The organism is Kitasatospora sp. NPDC088861 (genome assembly GCF_044750105.1).
GTDB lineage: Bacteria > Actinomycetota > Actinomycetes > Streptomycetales > Streptomycetaceae > Kitasatospora.
Genome location: NZ_JBIVJF010000008.1, coordinates 103,074 through 118,228 on the forward strand (window position 1 = coordinate 103,074; position 15,155 = coordinate 118,228).

Here is a 15,155-nt window from a genome sequence, read left to right on the forward strand (position 1 = left end):
GCACCGCTCCCACGAGGGTAACCGTCCTCACGGCCGCTCCCGCGCAGCCCCCTCGCCGCGGTCGTCGGTGAAGTCGCCGGCGGCGATCCGCAGCGGCCTGAGCAGTTCGAACACCTGCCGACACTGCTCGGTGTCGTACTCCTCCAGCCCGAACTCCATCGCCATGAGTTCCCGGGTGGCCTCCTCGACCGTCTCGCGGCCGCGGCCGGTGATCGCGGCGAGCACGCCGCGGCCGTCCAGCGGGTTGGGGCGGCGGGCGACCAGGCCCGCCCGCTCCAGCCGGTCGACGGTGTTGGTGACGCTGGTCGGGTGGACCATGAGCCGCTCGCCGATCTTGGACAGCGAGAGCTCGCCGGTCCGGCTGAAGGTCAGCAGCACCAGCGCCTCGTACCGGGCGAAGGTCAGCCCGTACGGCTTGAGCACCGCGTCTACCCGGGAGAGCAGGATCTGGTGGGCTCGCATGATCGAGGTGATCGCCGCCATCGAGGGGACCCCGCCCCAGCGGCGGGTCCAGAGCTCGTCGGCGCGGGCGATCGGGTCGAAGTCGAGGGCTAGGGGCTTGGGCACCTCCTTACCGTACCGGCGGAGGGGGCGGGCGCTACCAGCCGTCCTGATGGTGGACAAGCGCGACGCGTGGCGGGAACCCGCCAAAAGGGCGGCCAGGTCCATACCAGGACATTGCGCCGGTGTGAATGCGGGGCAACGGGACCGGGGCGCGGCGGAGTTGACGGCCGATCGGTCCGCAGCCGCACTATCAGGCCTCGGTTCGGATGGTAACCCGCTGAAAGGCCGGGTGATTCACACCTTTTGTCCGCCCGTTCACAATCCCTCCGGCTGGCGGGACTTGGCCAATTCATGAGCAAGACCTGTCATTTGATTTGCTCGATTGTCATGCTTTCCGCCAACCCCGTCCGGTAGCCACCACCCCCACCCACCGGTGGCGCGCCGCTCGACCGCACGGGGTCCGCACGTCAGCGCCCGTCCCGCCCCTCAGGTGCCGACCCCGGCCCCCGGGACGCGGCGCGACCGCCCACACGCGGTTACCCGGAAGGACTCGTCCGTGAAGCGAAAGCTCGCAGCAGTCGCCGTACTCTCCGCCACCGCCCTGCTCACCGGCGTCGTCCAGGTGAGCACCGCCGCCCAGGCCAGCCCGATCCCCGCGGCGCAGGCGCAGGCCGCCGAGCAGCACGCGGCGGCGCTCGCCCTGGCGGGCGGCCAGTCCGGCCCGCTGGCGAAGGCCCTCGCCCTCGGCGGCCAGGAGCAACTGGTGGCGAAGGACGCCGTGGTGGACCAGGACGGCACCCGGCACCTGCGCTTCGAGCGCACCTACGCCGGCCTGCCGGTGCTCGGCGGCGACCTGGTCGTCCACCAGAGCGCCCGCGGCGCGGTGGAGTCGGTCGACAAGGCGGTCTCCGCGCAGCTGAGCCTGCCGAGCCTGGCCCCGCAGATCCCGGCCGACAAGGCCGCCGCGCAGGCCACCGGCGCCGTCCAGGCCACCGTCGGCGTCGCCGCGGACAAGGACGAGTCCCCGCTGGCGGCCGTGCACCAGACCGGCAAGGCCGAGCTGGTGGTCTGGGCGAGCGACGGCAACCCGCGCCTGGCGTACCGGACCACCGTCGAGGGCGTGCGCGCCGACGGCACCCCCAGCAGCCAGCTGCTGGTCACCGACGCCGCCACCGGCCAGGTGCTGTCCACCCACGAGCAGGTGCAGACCGCCTCCGGCACCGGCAAGGGCGTCTTCGTCGGCAACGTCCCGCTGACCACCACCCAGAGCGGCACCTCGTACCAGCTGAAGGACGCCACGCGCGGCGGCCAGTCGACCGTCAACCTGAAGAACAAGACCTCCGGCACCGGCACGCTGGTCGCCAACTCGACCAACGCCTTCGGCAACGGCCTGGCCTCCAACAGCGAGTCCGCCGCCGTGGACGCCCAGTACGGCGCCGCGGCCACCTGGGACTTCTACAAGAACACCTTCGGCCGCAACGGCATCAAGAACAACGGTGTCGGCGCGACCAGCCGGGTGCACTACGGCTCCAACTACGTGAACGCGTTCTGGAGCGACGCCTGCTTCTGCATGTCCTACGGCGACGGCAGCGGCAACACCCACCCGCTCACCGAGATCGACGTGGCCGGCCACGAGATGAGCCACGGCGTCACCTCCGCCACGGCGAACCTCAACTACTCCGGCGAGTCCGGCGGCCTCAACGAGGCCACCTCCGACATCTTCGGCACGATGGTCGAGTTCTACGCCAACCTGCCCTCCAACCCGCCGAACTACTGGATCGGCGAGTTGATCAACCTGAACGGCGACGGCACCCCGCTGCGCTACATGGACAAGCCCAGCAAGGACGGCGCCTCGGCGGACTCCTGGTACTCGGGCGTCGGCAACCTCGACGTCCACTACTCCTCGGGCATCGCCAACCACTTCTTCTACCTGCTGTCCGAGGGCAGCGGCGCGAAGAGCATCAACGGCTTCAGCTACAACAGCCCGACCTCCAACGGCTCGGCCGTCACCGGCATCGGCCGGGACAAGGCCGCGCAGATCTGGTACCGCGCGCTGACCGTCTACTTCACCTCCACCACCAACTACGCGAGTGCCCGCACCGGCACCCTGAAGGCCGCCTCCGACCTGTACGGCGCCACCAGCGCCGAGTACAAGGCGGTCGCGGCCGCGTGGAGCGGCGTCAACGTCAACTGACGCACGGCGCACGGTGACAGGACGTCCGGGGCCCCCGTGGAGGGCGGCCCCGGGCGTCCGCGCACCCCCTCGCACGCCCGCCCCTGCACGCCCGCCCTCCCCCGCGCGTGCCCGACCGCTCCGCTCCCGGGGTGGCGAAGTCCCGCCAGCCGGACGAACCGCCCGTAGCGGGCACTGGGCGGCAGCCGAACCATCCGCACCGACACTGGCGGATCCCGGCCAATCCCTGTCCGTGGTCTGTCATTTCCTGCCATCGATTGTCATGCTTCTGCCCAAGCCCCGTCCGACGCCCGTCACCCCCACCCGTCGACGGATCGTCAGGTACCGCACGGGAGCAGCACGTCCGCGCCCTACCGCCCCACGGCGCCAACCCCGGCGCCCCGGTACGCGGCGCAACCGCGCGCACACGCGGTTTCGTGGAAGGAACCCCCGCACGTGAAGCGAAAGCTGACAGCCGGCGCCATACTCTCCGCCACCGCCCTGCTCGCCGGCGTGATCCAGATCGCCATCGTCCCCGCCGCCCAGGCCGCCGCCCCGTCGCCGGAGCAGCAGCGCGCCGCGCTGCTCGCGGTGGCCGCCGGGCAGAGCAGCCCGGTCGCCCAGGCCCTGGCCCTCGGCGGCCAGGAGCGGCTGGTGGTCAAGGACGTCGTCGCGGACGCCAACGGCGAACGCCACCTGCGCTACGAGCGGACCTACGCCGGCCTGCCGGTGCTCGGCGGCGACCTGGTCGTCCACCAGCGCGCCGACGGCTCGGTGGACTCGGTCGACCGGGCCTTCGACGGCAGCCTGTCGCTGCCGAGCCTGGCCCCGGGCCTCGCCGCCGGGCAGGCGGCCGAGCGGGCCACCGCCGCGGTGCGGGCGACCGTCGGGACGGCCGCCGACGAGGACGAGGCGGCGCTCAGCCGGGTCGACGGCGCGGGCGCGGCCGAGCTGGTGGTGTGGGCGGCCGACGGCGCGCCGCGGCTGGCCCACCGCACGGTGGTCCGCGGCGAGCGGGCCGACGGCACCCCGAGCAGCCAGCAGGTCGTCACCGACGCCGCCACCGGCGAGGTGCTGTCCACCCGCGAGCAGGTGCAGACCGCCTCCGGCACCGGCAAGGGCGTCAACGTCGGCACCGTCACGCTGACCACCACCCAGAGCGGCTCGACCTACTCGCTGAAGGACGCCACCCGCGGCGGCCAGTCCACCACCGACCTCAAGGGCGCCACCTCGGGCAACGGCACGCTGTTCGCCAAGACCAGCAACTCCTGGGGCAACGGCCTGGCCTCCAACCGCGAGTCCGCCGCCGTGGACGCCCAGTACGGCGCCGCGGCCACCTGGGACTACTACAAGAACACCTTCGGCCGCAACGGCATCAAGAACAACGGCGTCGGCGCCGCCAGCCGCGTCCACTACGGCTCCAACTACGTCAACGCGTTCTGGGACGACTCCTGCTTCTGCATGACGTACGGGGACGGCTCCGGCAACACCAACCCGCTGACCGCGATCGACGTCTCCGGCCACGAGATGACCCACGGCGTCACCTCCGCCACGGCGAACCTCAACTACTCCGGCGAGTCCGGCGGCCTCAACGAGGCCACCTCCGACATCTTCGGCACCATGGTCGAGTGGTCGGCCAACCTGCCCGCGGACCCGCCGGACTACCTGATCGGCGAGAAGCTCAACATCTTCGGCAACGGCAAGCCGCTGCGCTACATGGACAAGCCCTCCAAGGACGGCAGCTCCGCGGACTCCTGGTACTCGGGCGTCGGCAACCTCGACGTCCACTACTCCTCGGGCATCGCCAACCACTTCTTCTACCTGCTGTCCGAGGGCAGCGGCGCCAAGGTGGTCAACGGGGTCAGCTACAACAGCCCGACCTCCAACGGCTCGACGGTCACCGGCATCGGCCGGACCAAGGCGGCCGCGATCTGGTACCGCGCGCTGACCGTCTACATGACCTCCACCACCAACTACAAGGCCGCCCGCACGGCGACCCTGAAGGCCGCGACCGACCTGTACGGCGCCACCAGCACCGAGTACAAGACCGTGGCGGCCGCGTGGAGCGGCGTCAACGTCAACTAGTGCGCGCCCCAGCACCCCCCAGCCACCCCCGGTAAGAAACGGCGACAGGCTGCCGCGGCCCTTTGGGAGAGGAGGCCGCGGCAGCCTGTCGACCGTCGCGTGGCGGGCGCGCGTCCCTACGCGGTGGCCGGCTTCAGCTCGCCGCGCTCCTCCTTGGCGAGCATCCGCTCGGCGAAGAAGCCGCCGGTGGGCAGCACCGAGAGGACGAACAGCAGCACGCCGCGCTTGGCGTCCCACTTCTGCGCCTGCCAGGCCTGGATCCAGAAGACGACGTACAGGATGAACAGGATCCCGTGGACCATGCCCATCACCGGGACGCCGTCGAAGGACGTGGTCCGCTTCAGCACGGAGCAGATCAGCAGCAGGATGAACGAGACCCCTTCGGGGCCGGAGACCAGGCGCAGGCGGTGGACGGCGCTGCTGTTCACGATGGGTACCTCAATACGGGGGTCGGAGGCGTACCTGCTTGTGAAGCGACTCACAAGCCTTCCGGCCATTATCACCGAGCACCTGTCCGAAGCCCCGGCCGGGGTGGTCACCGTGCCCGACGTCACAACCACCGTGTCCCGCCCCGGCGCCACGACCGTCGTGTCCGTGTCACAGCTGTGCGCCAGAACCCGGCTCGTCGCGCCGGCCCGTCACCCGCTGCCCCTATCCTGCTGCCCGCGCCCGACGCACCGGGCGCCGTAGACATCGGACGACCGGGGGTAGCGACCACATGTTCAAGCGGGACTGGGACCGAAGGACCTGCGCCAAGCGCGGCCACACCACCTACGCGCCGACCGAGCCCGAGCTGGCCGCCCGGCTGCACGCCGCCACCGCCCTCGGCGACGCCTGGCGCTGCCTGCGCTGCGGCGACTTCGCGCTCGGCACCCCGCACGGCTCCGGCCCGGCGCAGGACGCCCCGCTGGTGCCGCGCGGCAAGGCGCTGCGGGACCTCTTCATCCTGCGCTTCCTCGCCATCGAGCGGGTGCTGCGCGGCCTGCTGATCATCATCGTGGCCTGGGCCGTCTGGAAGTTCTCCAACAGCCAGGACGCCGTGCACCGGGTCTTCGACGAGAACCTGTCGGTCTTCCGGCCGGTCACCGACCACTTCCACTGGGACCTCGAACACTCCCCGATCGTCGACACCATCCGCAAGACCTTCGACTACAGGAAGAGCACCCTGCTGATCGTCGCGGGCGCGCTGCTGGCCTACGCGCTGATCGAGATCGTCGAGGCGGTCGGCCTCTGGCTGGGCAGGCGCTGGGCCGAGTACCTCACCGTCGTGGCCACCGCCGCCTTCCTGCCGTTGGAGGGCTACGAGCTGAGCGAGCACGTCAGCGCCGTGAAGATCGGCACGCTGGTGCTGAACATCGCCGCGGTGCTCTGGATCATGCTGTCCAAGCGGCTGTTCGGGCTGCGCGGCGGCGTGGTGGCCTTCGAGGCAGAGCGCCACTCGGCCTCGCTGCTGGAGGTCGAGGAGGCGGCCGGCGCCGTCCCGCACGCCGCTCGGGGGGCGCACGCGCGGGCGTGACCGGCGCGTTTGTCGCAGACCGGTACCAGTTCCGCCCCCGCCCCTCCCCCCGCACCGGCCGCGCCCGCTAGATTGCGGCCGTGGCACAGTTCAGACTTCAGGGATCCCGAGTACTCGCGGTCGAGTTGGCCGGCGAGGCCGTCAAGGCCAGACACGGCTCGATGGTCGCCTACACCGGCCAGATGAGCTTCAAGAAGCTGACCGGCGGCGGGGACGGCCTGCGCGGCATGGTCGCCCGCCGGCTCACCGGCGAGCAGATGACCGTCATGGAGGTGAAGGGCCAGGGCACCTGCTACTTCGCCGACAAGGCCACCGAGATCAACCTGGTCCGGCTGAACGGCGAGACGCTGTTCGTCGAGGCGGACAACCTGCTCTGCACGGAGGGCTCGCTGCGCACCGGCACCACCTTCACCGGACTCAACGGCATGTCCTCCGGCAACGGCCTCTTCACCACCAAGGTGGAGGGCCACGGCTGGGCCGCCGTCACCTCGAACGGGCCCGCGATCATCCTGCGGGTCGGCCAGGGCCAGCCGCTGCGGGTGGACCCGGGCGCCTACGTGGCGCACACCGGCAGCCTGCACCGCAGTCTGAAGTCGGGCGCGGGCTGGACAACGGTGATCGGCGAGGGCGGCGGCGAGGCCGTCCAGGTGGAGTTCACCGGAGAGGGCCTGGTGTACGTGCAGCCGTCGGAGAAGGTCACCATCGGGGGCGACGTCTGATGGGCTTCACGAAGATCAACGGCAAGATGGTCGAGGCCGTGGTGCTGCCCGGGCAGCGGCTGTTCAGCCAGCGCGGCGCGATGCTCGCGTACACCGGGGACGTCCGCTTCACGCCGAACATCACCGGCGGGCAGGGCGGCGTGATGTCGATGATCGGCCGCCGGGTGGCCAACGAGGACACCCCGCTGATGACCGTCGAGGGCCAGGGCCGGGTGATGTTCGGCCACGGCGGCCACCACGTGCACGTGATCGACCTGGCCGGCGACACCCTGTACGTCGAGGCGGACCGGCTGCTGGCCTTCGAGGGCACGCTGCGCCAGTCCACCATGTTCATGGGCTCGCAGGGCGGGGTGATGGGCATGGTCCGCGGCCAGGTCACCGGCCAGGGCCTGTTCACCACCCAACTGGACGGCAAGGGCTCGGTCGCGGTGATGGCGCACGGCGGCGTCTTCGAGCTGCCGATCGTCCCGGGCCGGCCGGTGCACGTCGACCCGCAGGCGTACGTGGCGCACCGCGGCCAGGTGCAGAACAAGCTGTCCACGGCGCTGGGCTGGCGCGACATGATCGGCCGAGGCTCCGGCGAGGCCTTCCAGCTGGAGCTGTCCGGACAGGGCGCGGTGTACGTCCAGGCGAGCGAGGAGAAGCTCTGATGTCCTACCCGCCGCAGCCGCCGCACGGGCAGTCGCCGTACGACCAGCCGACCCAGCCCGGCTTCGCCGCCCCTCCCCCGCCGGGCTACGCGCCGCCGCCCGCGCAGGGTTACCCCCAGCAGGGCGGGTACCCGCCGCCGCCTCCCCCGCAGCAGCCCCAACAGGCCTACGCCCAGGAGCAGTTCGGCGGCCCGCAGGCCCCGCTGCCGAGCGCGCACGGCGGCTCCGGCCCGGTGGTGCACGACGCGTACAGCCTGCCGGTGAACGACAACGTCAACCCGTACGCCTTCTCGGTCGACCTGAACGGCTCGTACTTCCTCCAGAAGGGCAAGATGGTCGCCTACTACGGCGACATCACCTTCAAGGGCGTCGGCGCCGGCATGCTGGACCGGGCGATCGGCCAGCACTTCAACTCGCCGATGCACGCGGCGGACTGGGTGGTCGCCCAGGGCCGCGGCAAGCTGCTGCTGGCCGACCGGGCCTTCGACCTCAACTCCTACGACCTGGACGACGGCAACCTGACCGTCCGCTCGGGCAACCTGCTGGCCTTCGACCCGTCGCTGCGGCTCAAGCAGTCGATCATCCCGGGCTTCCTGACCCTGATCGGCACCGGGAAGTTCGTCGCCGCCTCCAACGGGCCGGTGCACTTCGTCGAGCCGCCGATCCGGGTGGACCCGCAGGCGCTGGTGGGCTGGGCGGACTGCCCGGCGCCGTGCCACCACTACGACCACGACTACATGCACGGGCTGATCGGCGGCATCCGACGGCTGACCGGGCTGGGCGGGGCCTCCGGCGAGGAGCACCAGTTCGAGTTCATCGGCGCCGGCCAGGTGCTGCTGCAGTCCAGCGAGAAACTGATGGCCGAGCGGTCGGTGGGCCAGGTGGATGCCGAGGCGGGCGTGCCGGTGGGCGGGGTGCCGTCGCAGCCGGCGGCGTCGGGCCACGGCGGGGGCAACCTCAACGTGCCGGGTCTCGGCAATCTGGGCGATCTGGGGCGACGTTTCGGCCTGTAAACTTGTACAAGATTGAACTAAATAGGGTATGCTGAGCCCATGGATACGCACACGATCAACACTGCGGACACCCCTCCGTCGCAGCCCGAGGAGGAGACTCCCTGGCTGACCGCCAGGGAGCAGCGGATGTGGCGCGCCCATCTGGAGGTCGCCAAACTGCTGGAGTACCAGCTCAGCCGTGAACTCCAGCCGCACAACCTGGCGATCAACGACTACGAGATCCTGGTGGTGCTCTCCGAGGCCCCCGACCGCCGGATGCGGATGACCGACCTCGCCACCGCCACCCTCCAGTCCAAGAGCCGGCTCTCGCACCAGATCACCCGGATGGAGAACGCCGGCCTGGTGCTGCGCCAGGAGTGTCCCGGCGACCGCCGCGGCCTCTACGCCCACCTCACCGAGCACGGCTGGGAGACCATGCAGCGGGTCGCCCCCGACCACGTGCGCAGCGTCCGGGCCCACTTCATCGACCGCTTCACCCAGGAGCAGCTCGACGCCATGTACGAGGCCCTCGCCCCGGTCGCCGAACACCTCCGCGGCCTCCGCGGCCGCGCCTGACGCGCCGCCCCCCCCCGGCACACCGGGGCCGGCCCCGCCAGGGGCCGGCCCCGCGCCGTCCTCAGCCCCGGGTGAGGCCGGCCACGAGTTCGTCGGCCGCGCCGTACGGGTCCAGTTCGCCCGCCACCACCCGCTCGGCCAGGCCGGCCAGGTGGCGGTCCCCGCGCAGGTCGCCGATCCGGGTGCGCAGTTCGGCCAACGCGATCGCCTCGATCTCGTCGGAGGCCCGACGGCGGCGGCGCGCCGCCAGTTCGCCGTGCTCCTCCAGCCAGGCGCGGTGCTTCTCCAGCGCCTCGACCAGCTCGTCGACGCCCTCGCCGCGGGCGGCGACGGTCTTGACGATCGGCGGGCGCCAGTCCCCCGCCCCGCGGGCCTCGCCGAGGCCGAGCATGTGGTTGAGCTCGCGCGCGGTGGCGTCGGCGCCGTCCCGGTCGGCCTTGTTGACCACGAAAACGTCGCCGATCTCCAGGATCCCGGCCTTGGCGGCCTGGATGCCGTCGCCCATGCCGGGGGCGAGCAGCACCACGGTGGTGTCGGCCTGGGCGGCGATCTCCACCTCGGACTGGCCCACCCCGACGGTCTCGACCAGGATCACGTCGCAGCCGGCCGCGTCCAGCACCCGCAGGGCCTGCGGCGCCGTCCAGGACAGCCCGCCGAGGTGGCCGCGGGTGGCCATCGAGCGGATGAACACCTCGGGGTCGGTGGCGTGGTCCTGCATCCGGACCCGGTCGCCGAGCAGCGCCCCGCCGGAGAACGGCGAGGACGGGTCGACGGCCAGCACCCCGACCCGCTTGCCGAGCCGCCGGTAGGCGGAGACCAGCGCCGAGGTGGAGGTGGACTTGCCGACCCCGGGCGAGCCGGTCAGGCCCACCGTGTAGGCCTGACCGGTGTACGGCGCGAGCGCGGCCATCGCCTCGCGCAGTTGCGGGGCGGCGTTCTCGACCAGCGTGATCAGCCGGGCGACCGCCCGCGGCCGGCCCGCCCGGGCCTGTTCGACCAGCGTGGCGACATCGATCATCGGGAGCTCCTCGCGCGGATGCCTTCGGGGCTGCGGCGCCGCTCGTGGCGGTCCGCAGCCCCGAAGGCATGTCAGCTGATCAGGCCTTCGGGCTGGCGTCCTTGGGGACGCGCACGATCAGGGCGTCGCCCTGGCCGCCGCCGCCGCACAGCGCGGCCGCGCCGACCCCGCCGCCGCGCCGCTGGAGCTCCAGCGCCAGGTGCAGCACCACGCGGGCGCCGGACATCCCGATCGGGTGGCCGAGCGCGATCGCGCCGCCGTTGACGTTGACGATGTCCGAGGAGACGCCCAGGTCCTTGGTCGACTGGTGGGCGACGGCCGCGAACGCCTCGTTGATCTCGATCAGGTCGAGGTCGGAGACCTCCAGGCCCTCCTTGGCCAGCGCGTGCTTGATCGCGTTGGACGGCTGCGACTGCAGCGAGTTGTCCGGGCCCGCCACGTTGCCGTGCGCGCCGATCTCGGCGATCCAGCTCAGACCCAGCTCCTCGGCCTTGGCCTTGCTCATCACGACCACCGCGGCGGCGCCGTCGGAGATCTGCGAGGAGGTGCCGGCCGTGATCGTGCCGTCCTTGGCGAACGCCGGACGCAGCTTGGCCAGGCCCTCGACGGTGGTGTCCGCGCGGATGCCCTCGTCCTGGCCGAACAGCACCGGCTCGCCCTTGCGCTGCGGGATCGCGACCGGGGTGATCTCGGCGTCGAAGACACCGTCGGCCTGCGCCTTGGCGGCCCGCTGGTGGGAGGCCGCGGCGATCTCGTCCTGCACCTCGCGGGCGATGCCCAGCCGGGTGTTGTGCTTCTCGGTCGACTCGCCCATCGGGATGTTCTCGTAGGCGTCGGTGAGGCCGTCGTGGGCCATCGAGTCGAGCATCCCGATCGCGCCGTACTTGTAGCCCTCGCGGGACTTCGGCAGCAGGTGCGGGGCGTTGGTCATCGACTCCTGGCCGCCGGCCACCACGACGTCGAACTCGCCGGCCCGGATCAGCTGGTCGGCCAGCGCGATGGCGTCCAGGCCGGAGAGGCAGACCTTGTTGATGGTGAGCGCCGGGACGCTCATCGGGATGCCGGCCCGGACGGCGGCCTGGCGGGCCGGGATCTGGCCGGCGCCGGCCTGCAGCACCTGGCCCATGATCACGTACTGGACCTGCTCACCCGTGATGCCGGCCCGCTCCAGCGCGGCCTTGATCGCGAAGCCGCCGAGGTCGGCACCGGAGAAGCCCTTGAGGGAACCGAGCAGGCGACCCATCGGGGTCCGCGCACCGGCAACGATCACAGAGGTGGTGTTGGTCATGGGACGAGCCCCTTCGCACGTCGTGGCCAGGTGAGGATGCGCTCAATGTACTGACCCGTTACCCGCCCGTCACCGGAGCGACGGTGTGATCGAGCGCACTGGCACCTTCCAGTCAACACCGTGTCAACGCGGCCCGGGTGAACCCCGGCGTCCGCCCCGGGTGAGCCCCCGGTGTGCGGCCCGAGTGGACCTCCGGCGTGTGAGCAGACTCGCACGTCCGGCGCTGGCGCCGGTCAGCGGCGATGCGCTGCACTGGTGCCACCTGGTTCCCGAGGTACCCAACCCGCCCCCGGAGGTCGCCGTGCTGACCCGTATCGACCACATCGGCATCGCCTGCCGCGACCTCGACAAGACGGTCGAGTTCTACCGCGCCACCTACGGCTTCGAGGTGTTCCACACCGAGGTCAACGAGGAGCAGGGCGTCCGCGAGGCCATGCTCAAGATCAACGACACCGGCGACGGCGGCGCCTCCTACCTCCAGCTGCTGGAGCCCACCCGGCCCGACTCGACCGTCGCCAAGTGGCTGGAGAAGAACGGCGAGGGCGTGCACCACATCGCCTTCGGCACCGCCGACGTGGACGGCGACGCCGAGGCCGTCCGGGCCAAGGGCGTGCGGGTCCTCTACGACGAGCCCCGGATCGGCTCGATGGGTTCGCGGATCACCTTCCTGCACCCCAAGGACTGCGGCGGCGTCCTGACCGAGCTGGTCACCTCCGCCGAACCGGGCGTCCACGACGCCCACTGACCCCCGCCAGGTGCCGCCCACGACCGGGCGGCACCCCCGAATCGCCGGTCATGACCCGTCAGTAACCTCGTCCGACAGCCGGAAAACCACCACGCGGCCATTCCCCCGCGGTGCGCTCCCACTACAATGCCCAGGTGCGCGAAGGCTCCGGGGGACGGAGGCGACGGGCACGGCCGATGACAGGCCCGTCCGCCCAGCGGTGGCCGGCCCGTCGCAGGGGAGTCCACAACGCGGGCACGGCTGAACAGTCGCAACACTGATCTGTCACCATTCTCCACAAGGCAAGAGTTCGCCCAGGAGTCCACCCGGACGGGGGAACGCGGCATCACCGCGCTTCCACGCCCAGGGCTCCGACGACCGCGGCGGGCGGCCCCGGATTGACCGGCGGGCCGTCCACCGGCTGCGGATGCAAGGAGCCAGTCGGACCAGTACCCGGACAACGGGTGCCCTGGACCGGCCGGGTCGAGGACGCGACCAGGAGATGGATGGGACCGCGGAGTGCGGGGCAACGACCGCTACGAGGTTGACGATCACCTCTCCCAGTTCGAGGCCGAGATGGGTCGGACTCGAAAGGAGCGGGACAAGGCAGTCGAGCATGCCGAGGACCTCGCCTACCAGGTGGAGGTGCTCCGGGCCAAGCTGCACGAGTCCCGCCGCATGCTCGCCCAGCCGCGCGCCTTCGACGCCGTCTCCGGCCAGGCCGAGCAGATGCTCCGCACTGCCGAGATGCAGGCCCAGCAGCTGCGCGCCGACGCCGAGCGCCAGCTGCGCGACTCCCAGGCCGCCACCCAGCGGATCATGGCCGAGGCCGCCGAGCGCACCGCCCGACTGGAGGCCGAGCTCACCGCCCGCCGCCGCCAGCTGGAGGACGAGCTCACCGAGCTGCGCCGCACCGCCGAGCAGCACGTCAACGGCTGGGCCGAGCAGACCAGGACCGGCTCCGAGCAGGAGGCCCAGCGCCTGCTCCAGGACGCCCGCGCCGAGGCCGAGCGCATGGTCGCCGCCGCCCGCGCGGAGGCCGTCGCGCTCTCCGACCAGGCCCGCGCCCAGACCGCCGCCGACGTCGACGCCGCCCGCGGCGAGGCCCAGGCCGCCGCCGAGGCCGCCCTCCAGCGGGCCCAGAGCGACGCCGAGCGCCTGCTGCGCGCCGCCTCCGAGCACGCCCAGCAGGCCGGCGCCCAGGCCGCCGCCGACGTGGACGCCGCCCGCGGCGAGGCCCAGCAGCAGCTGGCCGCCGCGCACGCCGCCGCCGAGCAGCAGCTCGCCGTCGCGAAGGCCGAGATCGGCCGGCTCAAGGAGCAGGCCTCCGCCGAGCAGATCCGGGCCGAGCAGCAGCTCGCCCACGCCCAGGCCGAGATAGAGCGGCTGCGTGCCGAGGCGATCGCCGAGGCCGAACGCACCCGCCGCGAGTCCGCCGAGCTGCGGGCCCAGGCCGAACAGGCCGCCGAACAGCTCCAGGCCGACGCCGAGGCCGCCGCCGAACGCAAGGCCGCCGACGGCGAGGCCGCCAACGAGCAGCGCTCGCAGACCGCCCGTGCCGAGGTCGCCCGGATGGTCGCCCACGCCACCAAGGAGGCCGAGGCGATCCGCGCCGAGGCCACCACCAAGCAGGCCGAGGCGGAGGCCGCCAAGGCCGCCGCCGCCGAGGAGAGCGAACGGCTGCGGGCCACCGCCGAATCGGTGGCCGGCGAGCTGCGCGCCGAGGCCGAGGCCGCGATCGCCGAACTGCGCGCCCAGGCCGACCGGGAGGTCGCCGAACTCCGCGCCCACGCCGAGGCCGAGGCCCAGCGGCTGCGCCACGCGGCCGAGGAGGAGGGCCAGGCGGCCGGCGCCAAGGAAGCCACCGTCCACCTCGCCAAGGCCGCCAAGACCGCCGAGGAGGTGCTCGGCCAGGCCGACCAGGACGCCGAGACCGCCCGCACCGAGGCCGCCACCGAGGCCGAGCGGATCCGCACCGAGGCCGCCGCCGAGGCGCAGCGCCTGCGCGAGCAGGCCCAGGCCGCCGTCGAGCAGGCCCAGAACGCCGCGCTCGACGACGCCGCCGCGATCCGCGAGCGGATCGAGCAGATGCAGGACGAGGCGGCCCGCCTGCGGGCCGAGGCCGAGGAGCTGCGCGCCCAGGCCGCCGCCGAGGCCGACCGGGTGCGCGGCGAGGCCCGCCGCCAGGCCGTCGTGCAGATCGAGGAGTCGGCGAAGAACGCCGAGGAACTGCTCACCAGGGCCAAGGCCGACGCCGACGAGCTGCGCGCGGGCGCCGCCGGGGAGATCGAGCGGCTGCGCGCGCAGGCCCAGGAACAGGCCGCCGAGACCCAGGGCCGGGCCGAGCAGACCCTCGCCCGGGCCCGCACCGAGGCCGAGAAGACCACCACCGCCGCCGAGCAGCAGGGCCAGGACGCCCTCGCCGCCGCCAAGGCCGCAGCCGCCGAGAACCGCGCCGCCGCCGAGCGCGAGACCGCCGAACTCCGCCGGGACGCGACCGAGTTCGACCAGCGGGTCCGGGCCGAGGCGAACGCCGCCGCGACCGCCCTCAGCGCCGAGGCGCAGTCCGAGGCGAACGCCGTCCGGGACGCCGCGGTGGCCGACGCCGAGCGCGTCCGCACCGAGGCCGACGCCGAGGCCGCCCGTGCCCGCAGCGAGGCCGAGGCCGCCGCGAACGCGCTGCGCGAGGAGAGCCGGCGCGAGTACGAGGAGGCCGCCGCCGGGCTGCACCGCGAACGCGAGGAGACCGCCGAGCAGCTGGCCGCCGCCCAGGCCGCCCACGAGCAGGCCGAACAGACGGCGACCGAGCTGCGGGCCCTCGCCGAGCGGGAGAGCGCCGAACTGCGCGAGCTCGCCGAGCGCGAGACCACCGAGCAGCGCACCGCCGCCGAGGCGTACGCCGCCGACGTC

The 15,155-nt window shown here is 72.6% G+C and carries 12 protein-coding genes and 1 pseudogene; 9 read left to right on the top strand and 4 right to left on the bottom strand.

All coding sequences use genetic code 11. From position 1 onward, the window contains the following. Positions 1–27 precede the first annotated feature (27 nt). The gene (locus tag ACIP37_RS16780; protein WP_363619291.1) at positions 28–567 is read right to left on the bottom strand and encodes a MarR family transcriptional regulator; all 540 of its coding nucleotides are present in this window, start codon (positions 565–567) and stop codon (positions 28–30) included. Between the two features lie 493 nt (positions 568–1,060). Between ACIP37_RS16780 and ACIP37_RS16785 the strand changes: the two genes are divergently transcribed. Beyond that, the gene (locus ACIP37_RS16785; protein WP_363582034.1) at positions 1,061–2,698 is read left to right on the top strand and encodes a M4 family metallopeptidase; all 1,638 of its coding nucleotides are present in this window, start codon (positions 1,061–1,063) and stop codon (positions 2,696–2,698) included. A gap of 435 nt (positions 2,699–3,133) precedes the next feature. Continuing rightward, positions 3,134–4,762 (top strand): M4 family metallopeptidase, encoded by a 1,629-nt coding sequence (locus ACIP37_RS16790; protein ID WP_363619292.1) that lies wholly within the window; start codon positions 3,134–3,136, stop codon positions 4,760–4,762. Positions 4,763–4,878: 116 nt separating this feature from the next. Here the strand turns inward: ACIP37_RS16790 and ACIP37_RS16795 are convergent, their stop codons facing one another. Then, positions 4,879–5,190 carry a DUF3817 domain-containing protein gene (locus ACIP37_RS16795; RefSeq protein ID WP_371517107.1) on the bottom strand — a complete coding sequence of 104 codons (312 nt, stop codon included), beginning with the start codon at positions 5,188–5,190 and terminating at the stop codon, positions 4,879–4,881. Positions 5,191–5,480: 290 nt separating this feature from the next. On the opposite strand from ACIP37_RS16795, the gene ACIP37_RS16800 reads away from it, so the two are divergent. The 5 genes from ACIP37_RS16800 to ACIP37_RS16820 all read left to right on the top strand — a co-directional run bounded on the left by ACIP37_RS16800 (position 5,481) and on the right by ACIP37_RS16820 (position 9,215). Next, positions 5,481–6,278 carry a DUF2127 domain-containing protein gene (locus ACIP37_RS16800; RefSeq protein ID WP_400806342.1) on the top strand — a complete coding sequence of 266 codons (798 nt, stop codon included), beginning with the start codon at positions 5,481–5,483 and terminating at the stop codon, positions 6,276–6,278. A gap of 80 nt (positions 6,279–6,358) precedes the next feature. Continuing rightward, positions 6,359–6,997, top strand: coding sequence for an AIM24 family protein (locus tag ACIP37_RS16805; protein WP_079135621.1), 639 nt, complete (start codon positions 6,359–6,361; stop codon positions 6,995–6,997). Next, positions 6,997–7,647 (top strand): AIM24 family protein, encoded by a 651-nt coding sequence (locus tag ACIP37_RS16810; protein ID WP_363582028.1) that lies wholly within the window; start codon positions 6,997–6,999, stop codon positions 7,645–7,647. Before ACIP37_RS16805 ends, ACIP37_RS16810 begins: the two co-directional genes overlap by 1 nt. A gap of 203 nt (positions 7,648–7,850) precedes the next feature. After that, positions 7,851–8,660 carry an AIM24 family protein gene (locus ACIP37_RS16815; protein ID WP_363582156.1) on the top strand — a complete coding sequence of 270 codons (810 nt, stop codon included), beginning with the start codon at positions 7,851–7,853 and terminating at the stop codon, positions 8,658–8,660. A 39-nt stretch (positions 8,661–8,699) separates the two neighbouring features. Beyond that, entirely contained in the window at positions 8,700–9,215 is a 516-nt protein-coding gene (locus ACIP37_RS16820; protein WP_350879579.1) for a MarR family transcriptional regulator, read from the top strand. A gap of 61 nt (positions 9,216–9,276) precedes the next feature. Here the strand turns inward: ACIP37_RS16820 and meaB are convergent, their stop codons facing one another. Beyond that, on the bottom strand, positions 9,277–10,233 hold the full coding sequence (meaB, locus tag ACIP37_RS16825) for a methylmalonyl Co-A mutase-associated GTPase MeaB (RefSeq protein WP_363371930.1): 957 nt from the start codon (positions 10,231–10,233) through the stop codon (positions 9,277–9,279). Positions 10,234–10,312: 79 nt separating this feature from the next. Continuing rightward, on the bottom strand, positions 10,313–11,521 hold the full coding sequence (locus ACIP37_RS16830) for an acetyl-CoA C-acetyltransferase (protein WP_363582026.1): 1,209 nt from the start codon (positions 11,519–11,521) through the stop codon (positions 10,313–10,315). A 301-nt stretch (positions 11,522–11,822) separates the two neighbouring features. Between ACIP37_RS16830 and mce the strand changes: the two genes are divergently transcribed. Beyond that, on the top strand, positions 11,823–12,266 hold the full coding sequence (gene mce / locus ACIP37_RS16835; protein WP_363582154.1) for a methylmalonyl-CoA epimerase: 444 nt from the start codon (positions 11,823–11,825) through the stop codon (positions 12,264–12,266). A 555-nt stretch (positions 12,267–12,821) separates the two neighbouring features. Continuing rightward, positions 12,822–15,155, top strand: a pseudogene (locus ACIP37_RS16840) (hypothetical protein); the annotation flags it as partial.

Bases quoted from the DNA above. Each gene is read 5' to 3' on its own strand.
- ACIP37_RS16800 (WP_400806342.1), top strand. From the start codon at position 5,481: ATGTTCAAGCGGGACTGGGACCGAAGGACCTGCGCCAAGCGCGGCCAC.
- ACIP37_RS16810 (WP_363582028.1), top strand. From the start codon at position 6,997: ATGGGCTTCACGAAGATCAACGGCAAGATGGTCGAGGCCGTGGTGCTG.
- ACIP37_RS16820 (WP_350879579.1), top strand. From the start codon at position 8,700: ATGGATACGCACACGATCAACACTGCGGACACCCCTCCGTCGCAGCCC.
- meaB (WP_363371930.1), bottom strand. From the start codon at position 10,233: ATGATCGATGTCGCCACGCTGGTCGAACAGGCCCGGGCGGGCCGGCCG.
- ACIP37_RS16830 (WP_363582026.1), bottom strand. From the start codon at position 11,521: ATGACCAACACCACCTCTGTGATCGTTGCCGGTGCGCGGACCCCGATG.